The organism is Stenotrophomonas sp. PS02301 (assembly GCF_029959485.1).
GTDB classification, from domain to species: domain Bacteria; phylum Pseudomonadota; class Gammaproteobacteria; order Xanthomonadales; family Xanthomonadaceae; genus Stenotrophomonas; species Stenotrophomonas maltophilia_Z.
Map to the genome: position 1 here is coordinate 1 of NZ_JASCOO010000016.1, position 16,627 is coordinate 16,627.

Consider the following 16,627-nt stretch of genomic DNA (forward strand, 5'->3'; position numbering starts at 1 on the left):
GGCCCGGCATTGCCGGGCCCGCGAGCGGATTACAGGAAGCGGTAGTCGAACTCCAGCCACAACTGACGGCCGTAAGGGTCGTAGTTGCCGACCGGGTAGAACGGCCAACCACCGCCGTTCTTGTCTGCCGGTGGGCGGCTGTCACGCAGGTTGTTGACGATCAGGCCGAGCGTGGCGTTGTCATTGAGCTTGCGGTACAGGCTGGCGTTGTAGGTCATGTACGGGGCGATGCGGCCACTGCCGTCGGTCTTGGGCAACGAGCCGTAGCGCATGCCGTACAGCGTGGCGGTCCAGTCATTGATCGCCCAGGTGACGCTGCCGTTGACCTTGCTGCGCCACTGGTAGGAATCCAGCGAATTGCGCTGGTCCTGCACGTCATCGCCAGCGAACTGGCGGTAGCTGTGGTCGATCACCAGCGAGTACGCCACGCGGGCCGAGAAACGACCGTAACGGCCTGCATCCCAGCGCAGATTCGACTTCAGGTCGATGCCGCGCACGGTTTCGGAGGCGGCGTTGATCGGGTTGATCAGCACGCGCACGACCTGGTTGGGCTGCACGGCGGCATCGGCCGGGTTGCGGATCACCCGGCGCAGTGCATCCTGGCATTGTGCCGAGCCGATATCGCGTGCGTCACCGCCCACGGTCTGGCCGAGGCGGCAGTCCGCTTCGTCCTTCAGGATGCGGGTGGCATCGAGGTTGGTGACCTCATCGTCAATGCGGATGTCGTAGTAGTCCGCCGTGAAGTCCAGGTTCGCCGAGGGCGACCACACGAAGCCCAGGCCATACGATCTGGCGGTTTCCGGCTGCAGCTGCGGGTTGGCGCCGCTGGTGTAGTCGATCGCCAGCCCGCTGAAGTCACAGTCGTCATACGCCTGGCCGGCACTGCGGCAGCGCCAGTAGTCGGTCATGCCGGGGTTGTAGCCACGCGTTTCGGTCGCGAACACGTAGTTCATGTCCGGCGCACGGAAGCTGGTCGCCGCACTGGCACGCAGCAGCAGCGTATCGAACGGACGGAACTCCAGGCCGGTGCTCCAGGTCGCCTTGCCCAGGTGACCACCGGCGGCGCGGTACTGGTCGTAGCGTCCAGCCACGGTGGCGGTCAGGCGCTCCAGCAACGGCAGCTGCAGCTCCACGCCGGCCGCATAGCGATCACGTTCGCCACCGGCGGGAATGCCGGCATTGAGGTTCCAGAACGCACCCTGTGCCAACGCCGGGTCCGGGCGGTTGCTGTAGCCCTGGCTGCCCGCTTCGACAACGGCTGCCAGCGCGGCACGGCCACCGGGCAGATCGAACAGCTGGCCGTTGACGCTGACGCTGGCCGTCTGCAGCCACGCGGCGTTGCGGCTCTCGTAACGGTCCGACAGGCCCTCGTACTCGCCCGGGGTCAGCGGCTGGTACAGACGCGACGGATCCGGCGCGTAGACCTCCACGCCATTGCGGGTGCCGAGCTGCGGGCCGAGCAGGTACTCGTTGATACCGATCAACAGGCCCGGGCGCTGCGTCTTGTTCTCATAGCGCGAGCGGCTGTAGGCCGCTTCGTAATCCCAGTCCGAGCCGCCGATGCTGCCACGCGCGCCCACGTTGAACGACCAGGACTGCTCAAGGAACCGGTTGGCATTGCGCTGCACGCCGCCGATCTCTTCCGGTGCGAAACGCCGGTACCAGCTTTCCAGCTGACCGCTGTTCTGGTTGTAGAAGTAATTGCGCGAGGAGGTCCAGCTCGGTGCGCGGGTGTTGTTGTAGATGCGCGCGGTGCCGATGGCCGCATCGGCGAACAGTTCCTGGCGATCGTTCAAGCGCCAGGTCACCGCGCTGTAGGCGTCGATGTTGCGCTTCTCTGTCTGCACGGTCCAGAACGTGGGCGCGGCCTCATTGCTGCCGCAGTACCAGCCCTGGCGCGGATTCTGCGCGCGGAACACGCTGTCGCCATACAGCGTGCTGGTGGCATCGCAGCCGTCGGCACCGGGATCGATGTAATTATTGGTGGAGGCGTTGCGGCGATACGCCACCGCCGTCGCCAGCGGTGCCACGCCACGCGGATCGTCGGTCAGCGAATCCATGAAATCGCGCTGCGAGCCGTAGATGGCCTTGCGGTTGGCGATCTCCAGCCCGAAGATCGCGTCCCACTGCTCGCCCGAGCCGCCGCCGACCGCCTGCAGGCGCTGGTTGTCGCCGCCGCCCTGTTCGGTGGTGCCGGCGCGCACATTGATGCCGACGCCGTCGTAGGTCTTTTTGAGGATGATGTTGACCACACCGGCGATCGCATCGGAGCCATACACCGCCGAGGCGCCCCCGGCCAGCACTTCGATCCGGTCGATCAGCGCACTCGGGATGTTGGCCAGGTTGACCACATTGACCGAGCCTTCGTAGGCCAGCGGGTAATCCGACTGGCGGCGACCGTTGACCAGCACCAGGGTGCGGTTGGGGCCGAGGCCACGCAGGTTGATGGTGTTGGCGGCCGGCGTGAAGGTGTTGCCGAAATCCTCACCCTGCACGTTGCCGGTGTTCTCGGTCAGCGCGCTGAGCGCTTCGAAGGCGCTGCGGTAGCCCTGCGCCTCGATCTGCTCCTGGGTGATCACGGTGACCGGAGATGGGCCTTCCACGCTGGCGCGGGGGATGCGCGAGCCGGTGACCGTGACGGCATCGAGCTGGGTGGGCGCATCGGCCGCGTGGACCATGGAACCTGCGCCGAGCAGGGGCAACAACGACAGAACCAGGACCCGCCGACGCAGCGGGCGATACAGCACAGACATGCAGATTTCCGGTAAAAGAGCTACGTACCGGCGCGGGCAGGCCCGTGCCAGAGTGTAGTGAGGGAGGGGCCGTGATTCTGCTGAACAGGCGGAAAAGGGGGAAATGACCGCCCGGGATATGCTTATCGGGATTTCGCCTAAGCCCTGCCCTGCAAGGACTCCGCATGCGCTTCATCCAGACCTTCGAGCTGCATCCCTTCCTGGACACCGTGGTCAGCCTGGTCGCCGCGTTCGTGCTCGGCACGTTGATCGGCGCGGAACGGCAGTACCGCCAGCGCACCGCCGGGCTGCGCACCAATGTGCTGGTGGCGGTCGGCGCAGCGGCCTTCGTGGATCTGGGCATGCGCATCGCCGGCAACGCTGAAGCCGTGCGGGTGATCTCCTACGTGGTGTCCGGGGTCGGTTTCCTTGGCGCCGGTGTGATCATGAAGGAAGGCATGAACGTGCGTGGCCTGAACACCGCCGCGACGCTGTGGTGCTCGGCGGCGGTCGGTGCGTGCACCGGTGCGGACATGCTGGCCGAAGGCGCGCTGCTGACGGTGCTGATCATCGCCGGCAACACGCTGCTGCGCCCGCTGGTCAACGCGATCAACCGCATCCCGATCAATGAGGCCGCCTCTGAAGCGACCTACGAGGTGCGCCTGAGCGTGGACCCTGCCGCCACGCCCCTGGCACGCGAACGCCTGGTGGACGCACTGGAGGCCGCGCAGTACCCGGTCAGCGACGTGCAGGTGATCGAACACGGCGACGGCCCGGTCGAGCTGGTCGCGATCCTGGTCAGCACGGCGGTCAGTGCCGACGAGCTCGATGCCGTGGTCGCCCGCCTGCAGCGGCAGCCGGCCGTGGTGCATGCCAACTGGGAAGTCAGCACCCGCGACTGATCCGCACCTTACCCTGCACAACGAAGAACGGCGACCCTGCGGCCGCCGTTTCCGTGATGGCCCGTGCGCCTTGAATCAGGCGTCGGCAGGCAGCGCGCTCTGTCGGCTCACCAGCGCGCTGAAACGTGCCAGCGAGCTCAGGTGGTGATGCACCAGCGCCAGCCAGCCGCTGCGGTGCCAGGCCACGACGGTGGCGTCCGGCAACGCGGCGAACTTCTCCACGTCCACGACCTGGAAGCCGTTGATCGACATCTGCCGGCCATCGGCCAGGGTGACGTCGATGTTGCGGTCGATCAGCAGATCGTTCTCGATCAGCGCGGCGGTGAAGCGACGGGTCTGATCATGCTCGCGCGTGTAATCGCCGCAGAAGCGCATCGCGTTGTCGACAATCTCGGTCGCCTTGCCATCCTGGAACAGCGGCACGCCGTCCTCGCTCTGGCCCTGGTTGACCTGCTTGGCGGCCGAGTCGAGCGCGAGCACGTACTCGTCCTGCTCACCGGCCTGCATGAACACGAACGGGTAGCGGCGCACGTACGCCGGCACGTAGCTCTGCTCGTCCCATACGCCATCGGCAACGAACAGGTTGCGCTGGGCCAGGCCGACGGCCACCAGCGGCATCGCGTCCTTCCCGGTGAAAATGATCGGGTAATGCTGGGCCAGCGAGCCGAACTCGCCGATCACGGCGGGGATCGCATTGGTGTCGGCAGCAAAATGCGCGGTGTCGGGCACCAGGCGCCAGGCGGCATGCAGATCCGAGCGCAGCGGCACGGGCGCTTGGTAGAACAGCGGACCGGTGGCCTGGGACGGCGCAGCGGCGGGCGGAGTCGTGGTTTCAGCAGTCATGGATTAAGTCGGATACGACGCGCCAGTCAGCCCGGGCGCGAAAGCGGGAACCGCATTGAACGGCCACTATAACGTGCCACGTCCGCGGTTTTTATTTCAATCGCGCGTTGGATTCCCGCGCCCCACTACAGTTCGGTGAATTCGCTGCAGTCCGGCAATGCCTGATCGGCCATATAGGCACCGTTCTGGAAGCGGTACACCCGCTGATACGAGCAGGCCGGATCCGACACGGTGCGCAGTTCCGACGTTTTTACCCGGCCATGCGCAAGCGAATCCTGGTTGCGTGAGGCAAACGCAGGAAACCGGTGCGCGTGCGTTTGATAGCGCAGCACCGGCATGCCCTCGCCAGCCGGATCCAGGCTCAGCGCTGCATCGAAACCATACTCGTCGTGACAGGCGCCGGCGCGGAGGTCCATATCACGCTCGCTGAAGCAGGCGCGGATGCTGGCATGGCCCTGCACCGGCAGCCGCAGCACCTCGCCAGAGTCGGCGTCGGCTGCGTGGCGCATGACGCGCGCCACGACCCGCTCGGTCACGCTGGCGCCGCCGCCGGAGTACATCGTGCTGGCCTGGGCATCCACGCCGACCAGTACACCGCCCCCCGCGGCCGGGCCAAGTTCGACCAGGGCCGGCCAAGGCTGCAGGCCGCCCTCGGCGTTGCCGATGGCCAGCGCGAACGCGCGGCGGGAGATATCCCTGCCAGCGGAGCGCTCACGCACGATCAGCACCACCTGTTCCTCGTCGTCGCCCGGCTGCACGCGCACGCACCAGTGCTGGTCCGCGCTGCAGTACCAGCGCGGGTCGAACCCTTGGTCGCCGGCCGCCGCATCACTTGCCCCTGCAGGCGCTGCCGCGAGCGGTATCAGCCGATTGCCGGACACGTCCTGCAGGCGTGCACCCGCGTCATCCGCCGCTGCCCAGCACAACGCGGGCAACGGTGGCAGCACCATCCATACCGCCCACGCCCAGGTGCGCCTCACAGCACGCCCTCCAGCGGCCCGGTTGCACCGGTCAGCACGGCGCAGGCGTGGTCCTGGAGTTCCTCGCCACTGGCTTTGTTGCCCGCCGCCAGGTCCAGCCGGGTGGCCAGCAGCACGAAGCCCGGGGCACCGGCGGGGTCCGTCTGCCCGGCCACCACCAGCGACCAGTTGCCGATATCGGCAGGCTCGGCCAGATGAGCGGCCAGCAGACGGACCGGATTCGCGGTGAGCTCGGCACCCGGCAGCTGGCGGGCGAGATAGGCATGCCCGCGCAGCGGCTCCGGCAGTGGTTGCCAGTCCGCGCCGATGGAGGGCTGCAGCCGGCGCAGCTGGGTCAGGACATCCGCCCGCAGGCAATCCACGTGGATGTGCAACTGGTGCTGGGAGCGCCCATGCGGGGAGTTCAAGGCCAGGCTGGCCACGTCGCGCGGCAGGGACCGGCCCAGCGCCTGCTCGGTGTGGCTGCGGGCGGCCCAGGCCGCGGCGAAGTAGTTCGGTGCTCCGGCCCGCAGCAGCGCGGGGCTTTCGATCCCCGAGACCCGGTCCAGCGGCAACACCAGGAATTGGTAGTGGCCGTGCGAATCCTTGAGCAGCACATCGCGGCGCTGCGCCTCGGCGGCCACCGCCAGGCAGCTGCCACGGGGGGCGGCATCGCCGGCACAATCGCGCTGGATGATGCCCCACAGGGCGTCTGGATTGGCGGGCGGTTTGGCCGGTGGCCGGGCCGGCGTGGCGCAGGCGGCCAACAGCAGCAGCGCACAGGACAGGAAGAATCGGGCGATCACGGACAGGCTCGGACAAGGATGCGGGCCCGGCCGGCACGGCCGGTGGGCGGGCGCGATTGTACCGTGCCGGTTCTGTCGCTTCCGTGTCAGTAGGTGCTGTAAGGCACCTCGACCACCACCGGCGCGGCCGGTGCCGGCGGCTGCAGGGTGTAACGATCCAGCGCGCCGTTGTCATCGGCGAACCGCTGCGACTGCACCTGCAGGCGGTACATGACGGTGCCGAGCTTGATGTTGCCGCTGGCATCCAGCGCAGCCCCGGCCGGCAGCAGCAGGCCACCGAGATCGCTGTAGCCGCCGCCTTCCTGCGAGAAGACGTGGTCGACCAGCTCGCCTTCGCGCTTCATCGCGAACACATGCGGGTCGCCGTGCCGGCGGTTGTAGTCCTCGTTGCCGAGCAGATCGGCGATCCATACCCCGGGCAGCCGGTAGCGGGTCTCCAGCGCGATCGCATCGAGGCGGTCGCTGTCCACCACCAGGCAGCACACTGCCTGCTTGTTCTCGCGGTCCAGGATCGCGAAGCGCTCGCCCTTGGCAACCTCGCCCGGCAGGATCGCAAACGGCTGGTTCCTCAGTACCGGCTCGGCGCCACTGGCCGAATGCAGGTTGCGCCAGCCACCGAACACCGGTGCGTCCGGCTCGGCCGCCACGGCGTTGCCTGCCATCATCATTCCCAGCGTCACGATCACTGCGGCGGTGATCTTCCTGCTCTGCATGCGCTACTTCCGTTGGTTGACCTGTCGCGGCGACATCGCCGGACCTCACAAGACCGCGACACTATGCGCCAGCGGCACGGCCGCGGGCAATCGGGGCCGTTCAGCCGATCACGATGTAGTCACTGACCAGCGCGATGCCCTGGTGCTCCCCGCGCTCAAGCTGCACATACCGGCCGCCGACCTGATCGATGGCGATGCAGTCATCGACCTCCAGCAGGGCATCGGTATGCGGCTTGAACCAGCTGGCATCGCGCAGCGCCCTGGCCTTGTGCTTGGCCTCTTCGACACTGGTGGCGACCAGCAGCCGGTAGTCATGGGCCTCGCCCAGCGCGCCGGCGGCATACCCGCCTAGATTGAGAAAGTAGAGCCGCGGCGCGCCCGCCGCCGGGGCCACCTCGCCGAAGCGCACCTGGTACGCCTCCACCCCATCCACCGCGAGCCAGCCATCGACATGCAGCCCTTTGCGTTCGCCGAACCACTCCTGGCGCAACTGCGGGTAGGCCTCTTCGATGACATCGACGTTGGCGAAGGCCACATCGTGGACCTCGATCCTGGCCCGGGCATGGCGCCCGCCAAGCATGAACACGTGCAGCACCTGCGACTCCCGGCATGATCGATCGTGAGAGGCCGTCAGTGTAACGCCAGGGTAGCCACCACACGTCCCTGCGCACCGCGGTGGTATGGTCGGCGCCTGACCCCGCAGGAGCGACCCGATGACATCCCTTTACCGCTATCCCCTCGCCGCGATCATGCTCGCAGGCACCCTGTCACTGGCCGCCTGCGTCAGCACGCCGGGGCCGGAAATCAAGGGCCCAGGCCTGTGCAAGGCCGATGCGCTGGGCTGGGCTGTTGGCCAGCCGGCCGACGAAGCGAACATGCGCAAGCTGCTGGTACAGAGCGGCGCCGGCCTGATCAACCCGATCGGCCCGGCCACGATCACCACCCGTGACCTGCGCCAGGATCGCCTGCGGGTGTTCATCGACAAGGACAACGTGATCACCGCCGTCCGTTGCGAGTGATTCCGCGCGGGTAAAGCCACCCCATGGGTGGCTCTACCCGTGGGTGGTGCAGTCGCAGCTGCCCCATCCGCGCGTCTTCGGGGTCTGGCCGATGCCCGGATTGAGCGTATTGCTGGGATCCAGCTGCTGGTAGAACGCCGCCAGCGGCGGCTTGGCCGGGTACAGGTGGCCCACGTTGTGCTCAGCCGGATACTCGGCACCGCGCGCATCCAGCAGCGCCCACATCGCGTGCTCGATGGCCAATGGATCTTCCCCCTTGCGCACGATGTAGTCCTGGTGGAACACGTGGCACAGGAAATGGCCGTAATACAGCTTGCCGGCCAGGCATGCATCGAGGTTGGATGGCAGGTGTTCCACCCACTGGCGGTCGTCGCGTCGCAGCGCCACGTCCAGGGCCACGATGTCCTCGACCTCGCGCCGGTGCACTTCGCGATACCGCACGGCCGCGCCGGCCACGGCGAAGCGATGCAGGAACGCCTTGCGCCCCTCCCCGGCGGTGCACTGGAAGAAGTCGCCCTCGCCGTCAGCGAAGTGATTGCGCAGGAAGGTCTCGGTTGCGGCGGCATCCACCGCCGACACCTTGAGCAGCAGATGGTGCTCGTAGCGGTCACGGAACTGGCCCATGCGCGCGGGCAGATGGCGTGGCAGGCAGCGCATCGCCCACTGGATCACCCGGTCGGTGACCCCGTGCAGGCCGAGACTTTCGAACCAGCCATCGACGCGGCTTTTCAACGCGAACGCAGCCGGCACCCGGGCCGTACCGAAGCGATCGATGAGCAGGAAGGTGTCCTTGCCGTAGCGCTCGCCGATGTCATACGCCTCGCGGTGCAGGTACTCGCCGGAGATCGGCAGGCGTTCGAACGCGGTCAGCAGATGGCGGCGGATCGCGGTCAGATCCTCCATCGCGTTGCTGCCGATGTAGAACACCTCACCCGGCTCGCGCGCAAACGTATCCAGCCGCACCGCGAACACCGCCAGCTTGCCGGCCGAGCCGGAGGCTTCGTAGTGGCGCGAGGGATCGGCGTTGTAGCGTGCCGGCGTGGCTGCATCGACCTGGCGCACCTGCTCGGCATACCGCGGGTCGGAGGCGGCGCGGCCGTTGCCGTTGTCCACATCGGCGGGCACGTAGTCGCCGCGCTGCAGCCGTTCCAGGATCTGCTCGGGGGTGTCGCCCAGCGCGATGCCAAGATGATTGACCAGCTGCAGCTGGCCGTGGGCATCGACCTGGGCGAACAGCGCCATCTCGGTATACGCCGGGCCACGCCGCACCAGCGAGCCACCGGAGTTGTTGCAGACCCCGCCCAGCACCGACGCGCCGATGCACGACGAACCGATCACCGAGTGCGGCTCGCGATCCAGCGGCGCGAGCACTTTCTCCAGACGGTCCAACGTCGCCCCAGGCAGGCACACCACCTGGCGGCCCGCGTTGATCAGCTGCACGCCGGTGAGGCGCAGCGTGCTGATGATCACCACGGGACGGTCGTAATCGGCACCATCGGGGGTGGAGCCGCCGGTGAGGCCGGTGTTGGCGGCCTGCATGATCACGATGGCATCGGCCGCCACGATGACCTGCAGGGCGCGCCACTGTTCCAGCAGCGTGCCCGGGCGTACCACCGCCAGCACCGGGCCGTCGCCGAAGCGGTAGCCCCTGCGGAAGCGCCGGGTCGGCTTGTCGCCCGAGAGCACGTGCGCGTCGCCGACGATGCCGCGCAGCTGCGCAAGCAACGCGGCGCTATCGCTGCCGACGCCGCTCACGGTGCGACCGCAAGGCGCCGGGTGGCGTCCACCAGCGAATCGGCACTGATATCGGCGATGGTCTTCGCGCCGGTGAGCGTCATCGCCACACGCATTTCCTTGGCCATCAGATCCAACAGGTTGGCCACGCCGGCCTCGCCCTGCGCGGCGAGCGCATAGACGAAGGCGCGGCCGAGCAGCACGCTGTCCGCGCCGAGCGCGATCATGCGCACCACGTCCAGGCCGTTGCGGATGCCCGAATCGGCCAGGATCTTCAACTCACCCTTGACCGCATCGGCGATCGCCGGCAAGGCCCGCGCGGTGGACAGCACGCCGTCCAGCTGGCGCCCGCCGTGGTTGGAGACCACGATGCCGTCGGCCCCGAAACGCACGGCATCGCGCGCATCGTGCGGATCGAGGATGCCCTTGATCACCATCGGGCCGGTCCAGAACTCGCGGATCCACTCCAGGTCTTTCCACGAAATGGACGGATCGAAGTTGTTGCCCAGCCAGCCGATGTAGTCGGCCAAGCCGGTCGGGCTGCCGCGATACGTGGAGATGTTGCCCAGATCGTGCGGGCGGCCGAACAGGCCGACGTCCCACGCCCAGCGCGGGTGAGTCACCGCCTGCAGCATGCGCCGCGCCGGCGCGTTCGGGCCACTCATGCCCGAATGCGCATCGCGGTAACGTGCGCCCGGCGTCGGCATGTCCACGGTGAACACCAGCGTGGTCACGCCGGCCGCCTTGGCCCGCTCCAGCGCATTGCGCATGAAGCCGCGGTCCTTGAGCACATACAGCTGGAACCACATCGGCCGATCGATGGCCGGGGCCACCTCCTCGATCGGGCAGACCGACACCGTGGACAGCGTGAACGGAATCCCCCGGCTCGCCGCCGCCCTCGCCGCCTGCACCTCACCGCGGCGCGCGTACATGCCGGTCAGTCCGACCGGTGCCAACGCCACCGGCATCGCCAGGCGTTCGCCGAACAGCTCCGTTTCCAGGCTCAGATCGGACATGTTGCGCAGGATGCGCTGGCGCAGTGCGATGTCCGACAGGTCGGCGACGTTGCGTTTCAGGGTGTGCTCGGCATACGCGCCGCCATCGATGTAGTGGAACAGGAACGGCGGCAGGCGGCGTTGTGCCGCGGCGCGGTAATCGGTGGAGGCGGAAATGATCATGGGTCAACCGTGGGAAGAAGGAAGCCGCGACGCACGTGCGCGCCGGGCTTCGTTGTCGTCGAGCGTGCGCAGGGAGGTGTGCACGAATTCCAGGTGCGCGTGCGCGGCGGCACGCGCGCGTTCCGGGTCGCCGGAGAGCACCCCATCCATCATCTCGCGGTGCTGGACCGACAGCGGCTCAAAGGTGCGGGCCGAGGTATAGAGCTTCTCGCGGCTCTGCGAGATATTGGTCTGCAGCAGGTCGAACAGGCCGCGCATGACCTGCAGCAGCACCAGGTTGTGCGAGGCCTCGGCGATGGCCAGGTGGAAGGCCGCATCGGCCTGTGCCTCGCCGGCCGGATCGTCCTTGCCGTGCGCGGCCATCATGGTATCGAAGGCCTGGCGGATCTTGGCGCGGTCTTCGTCGGTGGCGCGCAATGCCGCATGCCAGGCGGTCGCCCCTTCCAGCGCGTGGCGGATCTCCAGCACGTCGAAGCGGTATTCCGGGTCCCCCTGGAACAGCGGCAGGTACGGCATCAACGGCTCATCGATGGTCTGCCGGGCCCGGGCCGCCGGCTCGCTCACGTAGGTGCCGCCGCCGACCCGCGCGCTCAGCAGGCCCTGGCTGGCCAGCTGCGCGATCGCTTCGCGCAGCGCCGTGCGCGACACCCCCAGCTGCACCGCCAGCGGTCGCTCGGCCGGCAGCCGGTCGCCCGGCTGCAGGTTCTGCTCACGGATCAGGCCACGCAGCTGCGCGGCCACCTTGTCGGACAGGCGTTCGTTCTTCATGCCGCCATTGTCGCCCGCGTGGCGGGCGATGGGGTCGATGCCGGTGGTCGGAATGCCGCGCATGGGCTCAGGGAATCATCCAGGTCAGCCAGTAGGCCTGGACCGTGGTGATGATGCCGACCATCACGGTGAAGATCAGGCTGTGCTTGACCGTGAAGCGGAACAGGTCCGATTCCTTGCCGGCCAGGCCGACCGCCGCGCAGGCGATGGCGATCGACTGCGGCGAGATCATCTTGCCGGTTACCCCGCCAGTGGTATTGGCCGCGACCAGCAGCACCTCGGACACACCGATCTGCTGTGCCGTGGTGGCCTGCAGCGCCGAGAACAGCGCGTTGGACGAGGTGTCCGAACCGGTCAGGAACACGCCCAGCCAGCCCAGGAACGGCGAGAAGAAGGTGAAGGCCTTGCCGGTATGCGCCAGGGCCAGCGCCAACGTTGCCGACAACCCCGAGTAGTTGGCGATGAAGGCGAACGCCAGCACCATGCCGATGGAATAGATCGGCACTTTCAGCTCGTTGACGGTTTCGCCGAAGGTGCGCAGCGCCGCGGCCGGGCGCATCTTCAGCAGCACGATTGCGATCACCGCGCCCAGCATGATCGCCGTGCCGGTCGCCGAGACCGCATCGAACCTGTAGACCGCCTCGTACCCGGTCGGCACCGGCACGATCGGCGGCATCTTCTGCACCAGTTGATCCAGCGACGGCACCGGAATCTTCAGCACCCAGTGCTCCAGCGCGCCGCCGGCGGCGAACAGTGCCTTGAACGGCGCGATGCTCCAGACCGTGACCATCGCGGTCAGGATCAGGAACGGCGACCACGCTTTGATGATCTGGCCGGTGGAATAGCGCGGGGCCTCCAGTGCCTGGGCGGCGGCTTCAGCGCTGGTCTCGGTATCGAAGCGGAAGATCCGCACGGGCCTCCACCTGCGCAGGAACAGGGTCAGGCAGACCAGCGACGTCAGCGAAGCGGTGATGTCCGGCAGCTCCGGGCCGATGAAATTGGAGGTCAGGTACTGCGCGATCGCGAAGGAACCGCCGGCCACCAGCACCGCCGGCCAGGTTTCCTTGACCCCGCGCCAGCCATCCATGATCGCCATGATCCAGAACAGCACGATGAGGGTCAGGAACGGCAGCTGGCGCCCGGCCATTTGTCCGATCTCGAACGGATCCAGACCGGTCACCTGCCCGGCCACGATGATCGGAATGCCCATCGCGCCGAACGCCACCGGCGCGGTGTTGACGATCAGGCACAGGCCGGCCGCATACAGCGGCTTGAAGCCCAACCCGACCAGCAGCGCGGCGGTGATCGCCACTGGCGCACCGAAGCCGGCCGCCCCTTCCAGGAACGCGCCGAACGCGAACCCGACCATCAGCATCTGCAGGCGCTGGTCTTCGGTCACCGACAGGATCGAGGCGCGGATGATGTCGAACTGGCCGGTCTTGACCGAGACCTTGTACAGGAACACCGCGCCCAGAATGATCCAGGCAATCGGCCACAGGCCATAGACGAAGCCATACCCGGCCGCCGCGAACGCCTGCGACAGCGGCATCCGGTAGAACAGCAGGGCCACTGCCAACGCGATCGCTACGGTGATCGTGCCGGCCAGCCACCCCTTCATGCGCAGCACAGCCAGGGCGACGAAGAAGAAGGCGATCGGCAGCAGCGCGATCAGGCTGGACAGCCAGAGGTTGCCAGCGGGGTCATACAGTTGTTGCCAGGCCTGCATCGGCGGATCTCATCAAGACGGACAGGGGCCCGCGCGGTCAGCACCGCACGAGCCAAGAACGTTCAACGATGAGCATTGGTAGTACCAATACTCATGGAAGTCGTTGAAACTGCCCGCATTGAAACGCCAAACGCAAGGCGAGCCTATTAGACCATAGGTCTAGGCCCGCCTATTGGTATTACCATTTAACAGCCGCAGTCGTTGGAGCGGCCTTTGAGCTCGACCGAGTTGCCATCGGGATCGCGCAGGCGCAGCGACAGACCGTCGCCCTCCGCGCCGTAGTTGCGCTCGGCCGGTCCACTCAGCGCCACCTTCAGCCCCTGCAGATGCGCGCGCACCTGTTCGGCGTCGAACGGCTCCACGCGCAGGCAGACATGCTCGACATTGCGCCCTTCCCGCCCAGGTGCTGCGCCACCTTCGCGCCCCAGCGGGCCGTCGACACTGATCAGATCGATCAGCGATTCGCCGGCATGCAGATGCACCATGCCCAGCGAGGGCCGCTCGCGGGCAACCGTGCAGCCCAGCACGTCGCAGTAAAAGCGTACCGCGCGTGGCAGATCCTGCACGCGCAGCACCACATGGTCGATGCGCTGGATCTCGAAGGGACGTTCGCTGCTCATGACGACTCCAGTTTCTTAGCGATACGGCTGAACACCACCAGCACGATCAGGCACAACACGCTCACTCCGACAGCGATCACGTACTCGCCGATGCCGACCGCGATACCGATCGCTGCGGCCATGATCAGTGAGCTGGCCGTGGTCAGGCCGCTGACCTGATCGTCGCGCGAACCGCGCAGGATCGTACCGGCGGCGACAAAGCCGACGCAGGCCACCACTGCTTCGATCAGACGGACCGGATCGACCTGCAGCAGGTCGCGGTAGCGCTCTTCCTGGAAGTGCTCGGCAATGCTGTCACCGAGCCCGACAATGAGGGCGGCGGCACCGGCGATCAGCATGTGCGTGCGCAGCCCAGCCGCATGCTTGCCCATCTCCCGCTCGATGCCGAGCGTGGCGCCGAGCAGCATTGCCACGGCGATCCGCAGCAGGATTGATAGATCTTGTTCCAGTCCCATCTGCACCTCTCATCCAGCAATGGACGGAGCGTCGCAGACAAGGGCGTCTGAGCACCGTGAAGCCAGCGGCAGGCCCGGGTGAGCCTGCCGCTGCAAGGCTTACTGCGCCAGATAACCGCCATCGATGGCGTAGTACGTGCCGGTGGCAAAGCTGGCGTCCGCACTGGCCAACCAGGCCACCAGCGCAGCGACTTCCTCCGGGGTGCCGAGCCGGCCGAGCGCGTGCTTGCTCTCCAGCGCCTGCTTCACCTTCGGGTCCATCTTGTCCAGCAACGGCGTGGCGATGAACCCGGGGCCCACCGCATTGATGCGGATCTTGTCCGCGGCGTGCTCCCACGCCGCCGTCTGGGTCAGACCGACGACCCCATGCTTGGCCGCGACATAGGCCGCGGAGTTGTTGAAACCGACCTGGCCGAGGATGGAGGCCATGTTGATGATGCTGCCGCCCTTGCCCGCGCTGCGCATCGCCTGGATCTGCGCCCGCTGGCACAGGAACACGCTGTTGAGATTGACGTCGATGACGTTCTTCCAGCCCTCCACCGGGTAGTCGCCGCTGGCCGCCGACGGCCCGCCGATACCGGCGTTGTTCACCGCGATATCTAGCCCGCCGAGTTCCTCGACGGTCTGCTTCACGGCCGCTTCAACGGCGTGCTCGTCGGTGACGTTCAAGGCGATGCCGATCGACTTCACGCCTTTCTTCCGCAGCGTCTCGGCGGTTTTCTCGACGGCGTCGGCCTTGAGATCCCACACCGCTACCGCTGCACCGGAATCGGCCAGCAGCTCAGCCACGGCCAGGCCGATGCCGGAGACGCCGCCGGTGACGATGGCGACCTTTTCCTTGAGTTGATAATCAATCATCGCGTTGTTCCTCGGGTTGGAATAAGGCTGCGGGCAGTGCCTGCCCATGCCTGGACCATACGCCGCGAAAACGTTACAGAACGTGCACAGGATGCTTCGCAACAATCCTTCCCATCACTGCAACGCACCTGGGCCTATGCTCGGGGTCGTACGCCCACATCCCTTCTTTCATCCGCCGATGGCGGCCGCCCTCCCCCAAGGTAAACCCATGACAGACTCCAATGACGGCCAGTTGTTCTCCCCCACCCGCCTGGGGGCCATCGACGTCGCCAACCGCGTCGCAATGGCACCGCTGACCCGCAACCGCGCGATCAACGACCGCATCCCCAATCCGCTCGCCATCCAGTACTACGAGCAGCGCGCCAGCGCCGGCCTGATCATCGCCGAGGCCACCCAGATCAGCCCGATGGGCCAGGGCTATCTCGACACACCCGGCATCTACAGCCAAGCCCAGATCGACGCCTGGAAGAAGGTCACCGATGCGGTGCATGCACGCGGAGGCAAGATCGTGCTGCAGCTGTGGCATGTCGGCCGCATCTCGCACACCAGCCTGCTGCCCGAGGGCGAGGTCCCGGTAGCACCGAGTGCCTTGCGTGCCAACACCAAAACGTTCACGGCCAAGGGCTTTGAAGAGGTCTCCGAACCACGTGCCCTGCGCCTGGACGAAATTCCCGGCCTGATCCAGGACTTCCGCCAGGCCGCGCGCAACGCGATCACCGCCGGTTTTGACGGCGTGGAAGTGCATGCCGCCAACGGCTACCTGATCGACCAGTTCCTGCGCGATGGCATCAACCACCGCACCGACGGCTACGGTGGCAGCATCGAGAACCGCACCCGCCTGCTCGATGAAGTGGTCCGCGCGATCGTCTCGGAAATCGGCGCCGAACGCACCGGTGTGCGCCTGTCGCCGGTGACACCGGCCAACGACGCGGAGGATTCCAACCCGCAGCCGTTGTTCGAACGCGCCGTGGAGCGCCTGGATGCCATCGGCCCGCTGGCCTTCATCCATGTGATCGAAGGGGCGACCGGTGGCCCACGCGACAACATCGCCTTCGACTACGCCGCCCTGCGCGCCAAATTCAAGGGAGCCTGGATCGCCAACAACGGCTATGACCAGGCACGCGCGGAAGCGGCCGTGGCGTCGGGCTATGCCGACATGATCGCGTTCGGCCGCCCCTTCATCGCCAACCCGGATCTGGTCGAGCGCTTCCGTCTCGGCGTAGCACTGTCCGAGCTGGACCAGGACACGCTGTACGGCGGCGGTGCGCACGGCTACACCGACTACCCCAGCGTTTCAGGCTGATCCGCGCGCGG

The 16,627-nt window shown here is 67.1% G+C and carries 16 protein-coding genes; 3 read left to right on the top strand and 13 right to left on the bottom strand.

What is annotated here, in order from left to right; genetic code table 11:
- Positions 1-29 precede the first annotated feature (29 nt).
- On the bottom strand, positions 30-2,753 hold the full coding sequence (locus QMX81_RS06615; protein ID WP_282259869.1) for a TonB-dependent receptor: 2,724 nt from the start codon (positions 2,751-2,753) through the stop codon (positions 30-32).
- 164 nt (positions 2,754-2,917) lie between these two features.
- Here QMX81_RS06615 and QMX81_RS06620 point away from each other — a divergent pair, with 164 nt between their 5' ends.
- On the top strand, positions 2,918-3,634 hold the full coding sequence (locus QMX81_RS06620; RefSeq protein ID WP_282259871.1) for an MgtC/SapB family protein: 717 nt from the start codon (positions 2,918-2,920) through the stop codon (positions 3,632-3,634).
- 75 nt (positions 3,635-3,709) lie between these two features.
- Here the strand turns inward: QMX81_RS06620 and QMX81_RS06625 are convergent, their stop codons facing one another.
- From QMX81_RS06625 to QMX81_RS06645, 5 genes are all read right to left on the bottom strand, one after another.
- Positions 3,710-4,477 (bottom strand): SapC family protein, encoded by a 768-nt coding sequence (locus tag QMX81_RS06625; RefSeq protein WP_088433354.1) that lies wholly within the window; start codon positions 4,475-4,477, stop codon positions 3,710-3,712.
- Positions 4,478-4,602: 125 nt separating this feature from the next.
- Entirely contained in the window at positions 4,603-5,457 is an 855-nt protein-coding gene (locus QMX81_RS06630; protein WP_282259873.1) for a hypothetical protein, read from the bottom strand.
- A complete protein-coding gene (locus QMX81_RS06635) occupies positions 5,454-6,242 on the bottom strand; it encodes a CDP-diacylglycerol diphosphatase (protein WP_282259875.1) in 789 nt (262 codons plus the stop codon). The genes QMX81_RS06630 and QMX81_RS06635 overlap by 4 nt, the downstream gene beginning before the upstream one ends.
- A gap of 86 nt (positions 6,243-6,328) precedes the next feature.
- The gene (locus tag QMX81_RS06640) at positions 6,329-6,955 is read right to left on the bottom strand and encodes a decarboxylase (RefSeq protein ID WP_152151351.1); all 627 of its coding nucleotides are present in this window, start codon (positions 6,953-6,955) and stop codon (positions 6,329-6,331) included.
- A gap of 100 nt (positions 6,956-7,055) precedes the next feature.
- Positions 7,056-7,550, bottom strand: a complete 495-nt coding sequence (locus QMX81_RS06645; protein WP_121037025.1) for a DUF1543 domain-containing protein — start codon at positions 7,548-7,550, stop codon at positions 7,056-7,058.
- A 118-nt stretch (positions 7,551-7,668) separates the two neighbouring features.
- On the opposite strand from QMX81_RS06645, the gene QMX81_RS06650 reads away from it, so the two are divergent.
- Complete coding sequence (locus QMX81_RS06650; protein WP_121037027.1) at positions 7,669-7,974, top strand: hypothetical protein; 306 nt, start codon at positions 7,669-7,671, stop codon at positions 7,972-7,974.
- A gap of 33 nt (positions 7,975-8,007) precedes the next feature.
- On the opposite strand, the gene dld is transcribed toward QMX81_RS06650, so the two are convergent.
- The 7 genes from dld to QMX81_RS06685 all read right to left on the bottom strand — a co-directional run bounded on the left by dld (position 8,008) and on the right by QMX81_RS06685 (position 15,313).
- Entirely contained in the window at positions 8,008-9,729 is a 1,722-nt protein-coding gene (dld, locus tag QMX81_RS06655; RefSeq protein WP_121037028.1) for a D-lactate dehydrogenase, read from the bottom strand.
- Positions 9,726-10,886, bottom strand: a complete 1,161-nt coding sequence (lldD, locus tag QMX81_RS06660) for an FMN-dependent L-lactate dehydrogenase LldD (RefSeq protein WP_121037030.1) — start codon at positions 10,884-10,886, stop codon at positions 9,726-9,728. The genes dld and lldD overlap by 4 nt, the downstream gene beginning before the upstream one ends.
- Positions 10,887-10,889: 3 nt before the next feature.
- On the bottom strand, positions 10,890-11,654 hold the full coding sequence (lldR, locus tag QMX81_RS06665; protein WP_121041082.1) for a transcriptional regulator LldR: 765 nt from the start codon (positions 11,652-11,654) through the stop codon (positions 10,890-10,892).
- Between the two features lie 67 nt (positions 11,655-11,721).
- The gene (gene lldP, locus QMX81_RS06670; RefSeq protein WP_282259890.1) at positions 11,722-13,380 is read right to left on the bottom strand and encodes an L-lactate permease; all 1,659 of its coding nucleotides are present in this window, start codon (positions 13,378-13,380) and stop codon (positions 11,722-11,724) included.
- Between the two features lie 185 nt (positions 13,381-13,565).
- Entirely contained in the window at positions 13,566-14,000 is a 435-nt protein-coding gene (locus QMX81_RS06675; RefSeq protein WP_121037034.1) for a VOC family protein, read from the bottom strand.
- A complete protein-coding gene (locus QMX81_RS06680) occupies positions 13,997-14,455 on the bottom strand; it encodes an MgtC/SapB family protein (protein ID WP_121037036.1) in 459 nt (152 codons plus the stop codon). The genes QMX81_RS06675 and QMX81_RS06680 overlap by 4 nt, the downstream gene beginning before the upstream one ends.
- A gap of 99 nt (positions 14,456-14,554) precedes the next feature.
- Positions 14,555-15,313: an SDR family NAD(P)-dependent oxidoreductase gene (locus tag QMX81_RS06685; protein ID WP_282259895.1), complete on the bottom strand. Its 759-nt coding sequence runs from the start codon at positions 15,311-15,313 to the stop codon at positions 14,555-14,557.
- Between the two features lie 208 nt (positions 15,314-15,521).
- On the opposite strand from QMX81_RS06685, the gene QMX81_RS06690 reads away from it, so the two are divergent.
- Positions 15,522-16,616 (top strand): alkene reductase, encoded by a 1,095-nt coding sequence (locus tag QMX81_RS06690; RefSeq protein WP_282259897.1) that lies wholly within the window; start codon positions 15,522-15,524, stop codon positions 16,614-16,616.
- Positions 16,617-16,627 lie beyond the last annotated feature (11 nt).

Bases quoted from the DNA above. Each gene is read 5' to 3' on its own strand.
- QMX81_RS06650 (WP_121037027.1), top strand. From the start codon at position 7,669: ATGACATCCCTTTACCGCTATCCCCTCGCCGCGATCATGCTCGCAGGC.
- QMX81_RS06640 (WP_152151351.1), bottom strand. From the start codon at position 6,955: ATGCAGAGCAGGAAGATCACCGCCGCAGTGATCGTGACGCTGGGAATG.
- QMX81_RS06685 (WP_282259895.1), bottom strand. From the start codon at position 15,313: ATGATTGATTATCAACTCAAGGAAAAGGTCGCCATCGTCACCGGCGGC.
- QMX81_RS06675 (WP_121037034.1), bottom strand. From the start codon at position 14,000: ATGAGCAGCGAACGTCCCTTCGAGATCCAGCGCATCGACCATGTGGTG.
- lldR (WP_121041082.1), bottom strand. From the start codon at position 11,654: ATGAAGAACGAACGCCTGTCCGACAAGGTGGCCGCGCAGCTGCGTGGC.
- QMX81_RS06690 (WP_282259897.1), top strand. From the start codon at position 15,522: ATGACAGACTCCAATGACGGCCAGTTGTTCTCCCCCACCCGCCTGGGG.
- QMX81_RS06680 (WP_121037036.1), bottom strand. From the start codon at position 14,455: ATGGGACTGGAACAAGATCTATCAATCCTGCTGCGGATCGCCGTGGCA.
- QMX81_RS06620 (WP_282259871.1), top strand. From the start codon at position 2,918: ATGCGCTTCATCCAGACCTTCGAGCTGCATCCCTTCCTGGACACCGTG.
- QMX81_RS06625 (WP_088433354.1), bottom strand. From the start codon at position 4,477: ATGACTGCTGAAACCACGACTCCGCCCGCCGCTGCGCCGTCCCAGGCC.
- lldP (WP_282259890.1), bottom strand. From the start codon at position 13,380: ATGCAGGCCTGGCAACAACTGTATGACCCCGCTGGCAACCTCTGGCTG.
- QMX81_RS06615 (WP_282259869.1), bottom strand. From the start codon at position 2,753: ATGTCTGTGCTGTATCGCCCGCTGCGTCGGCGGGTCCTGGTTCTGTCG.
- lldD (WP_121037030.1), bottom strand. From the start codon at position 10,886: ATGATCATTTCCGCCTCCACCGATTACCGCGCCGCGGCACAACGCCGC.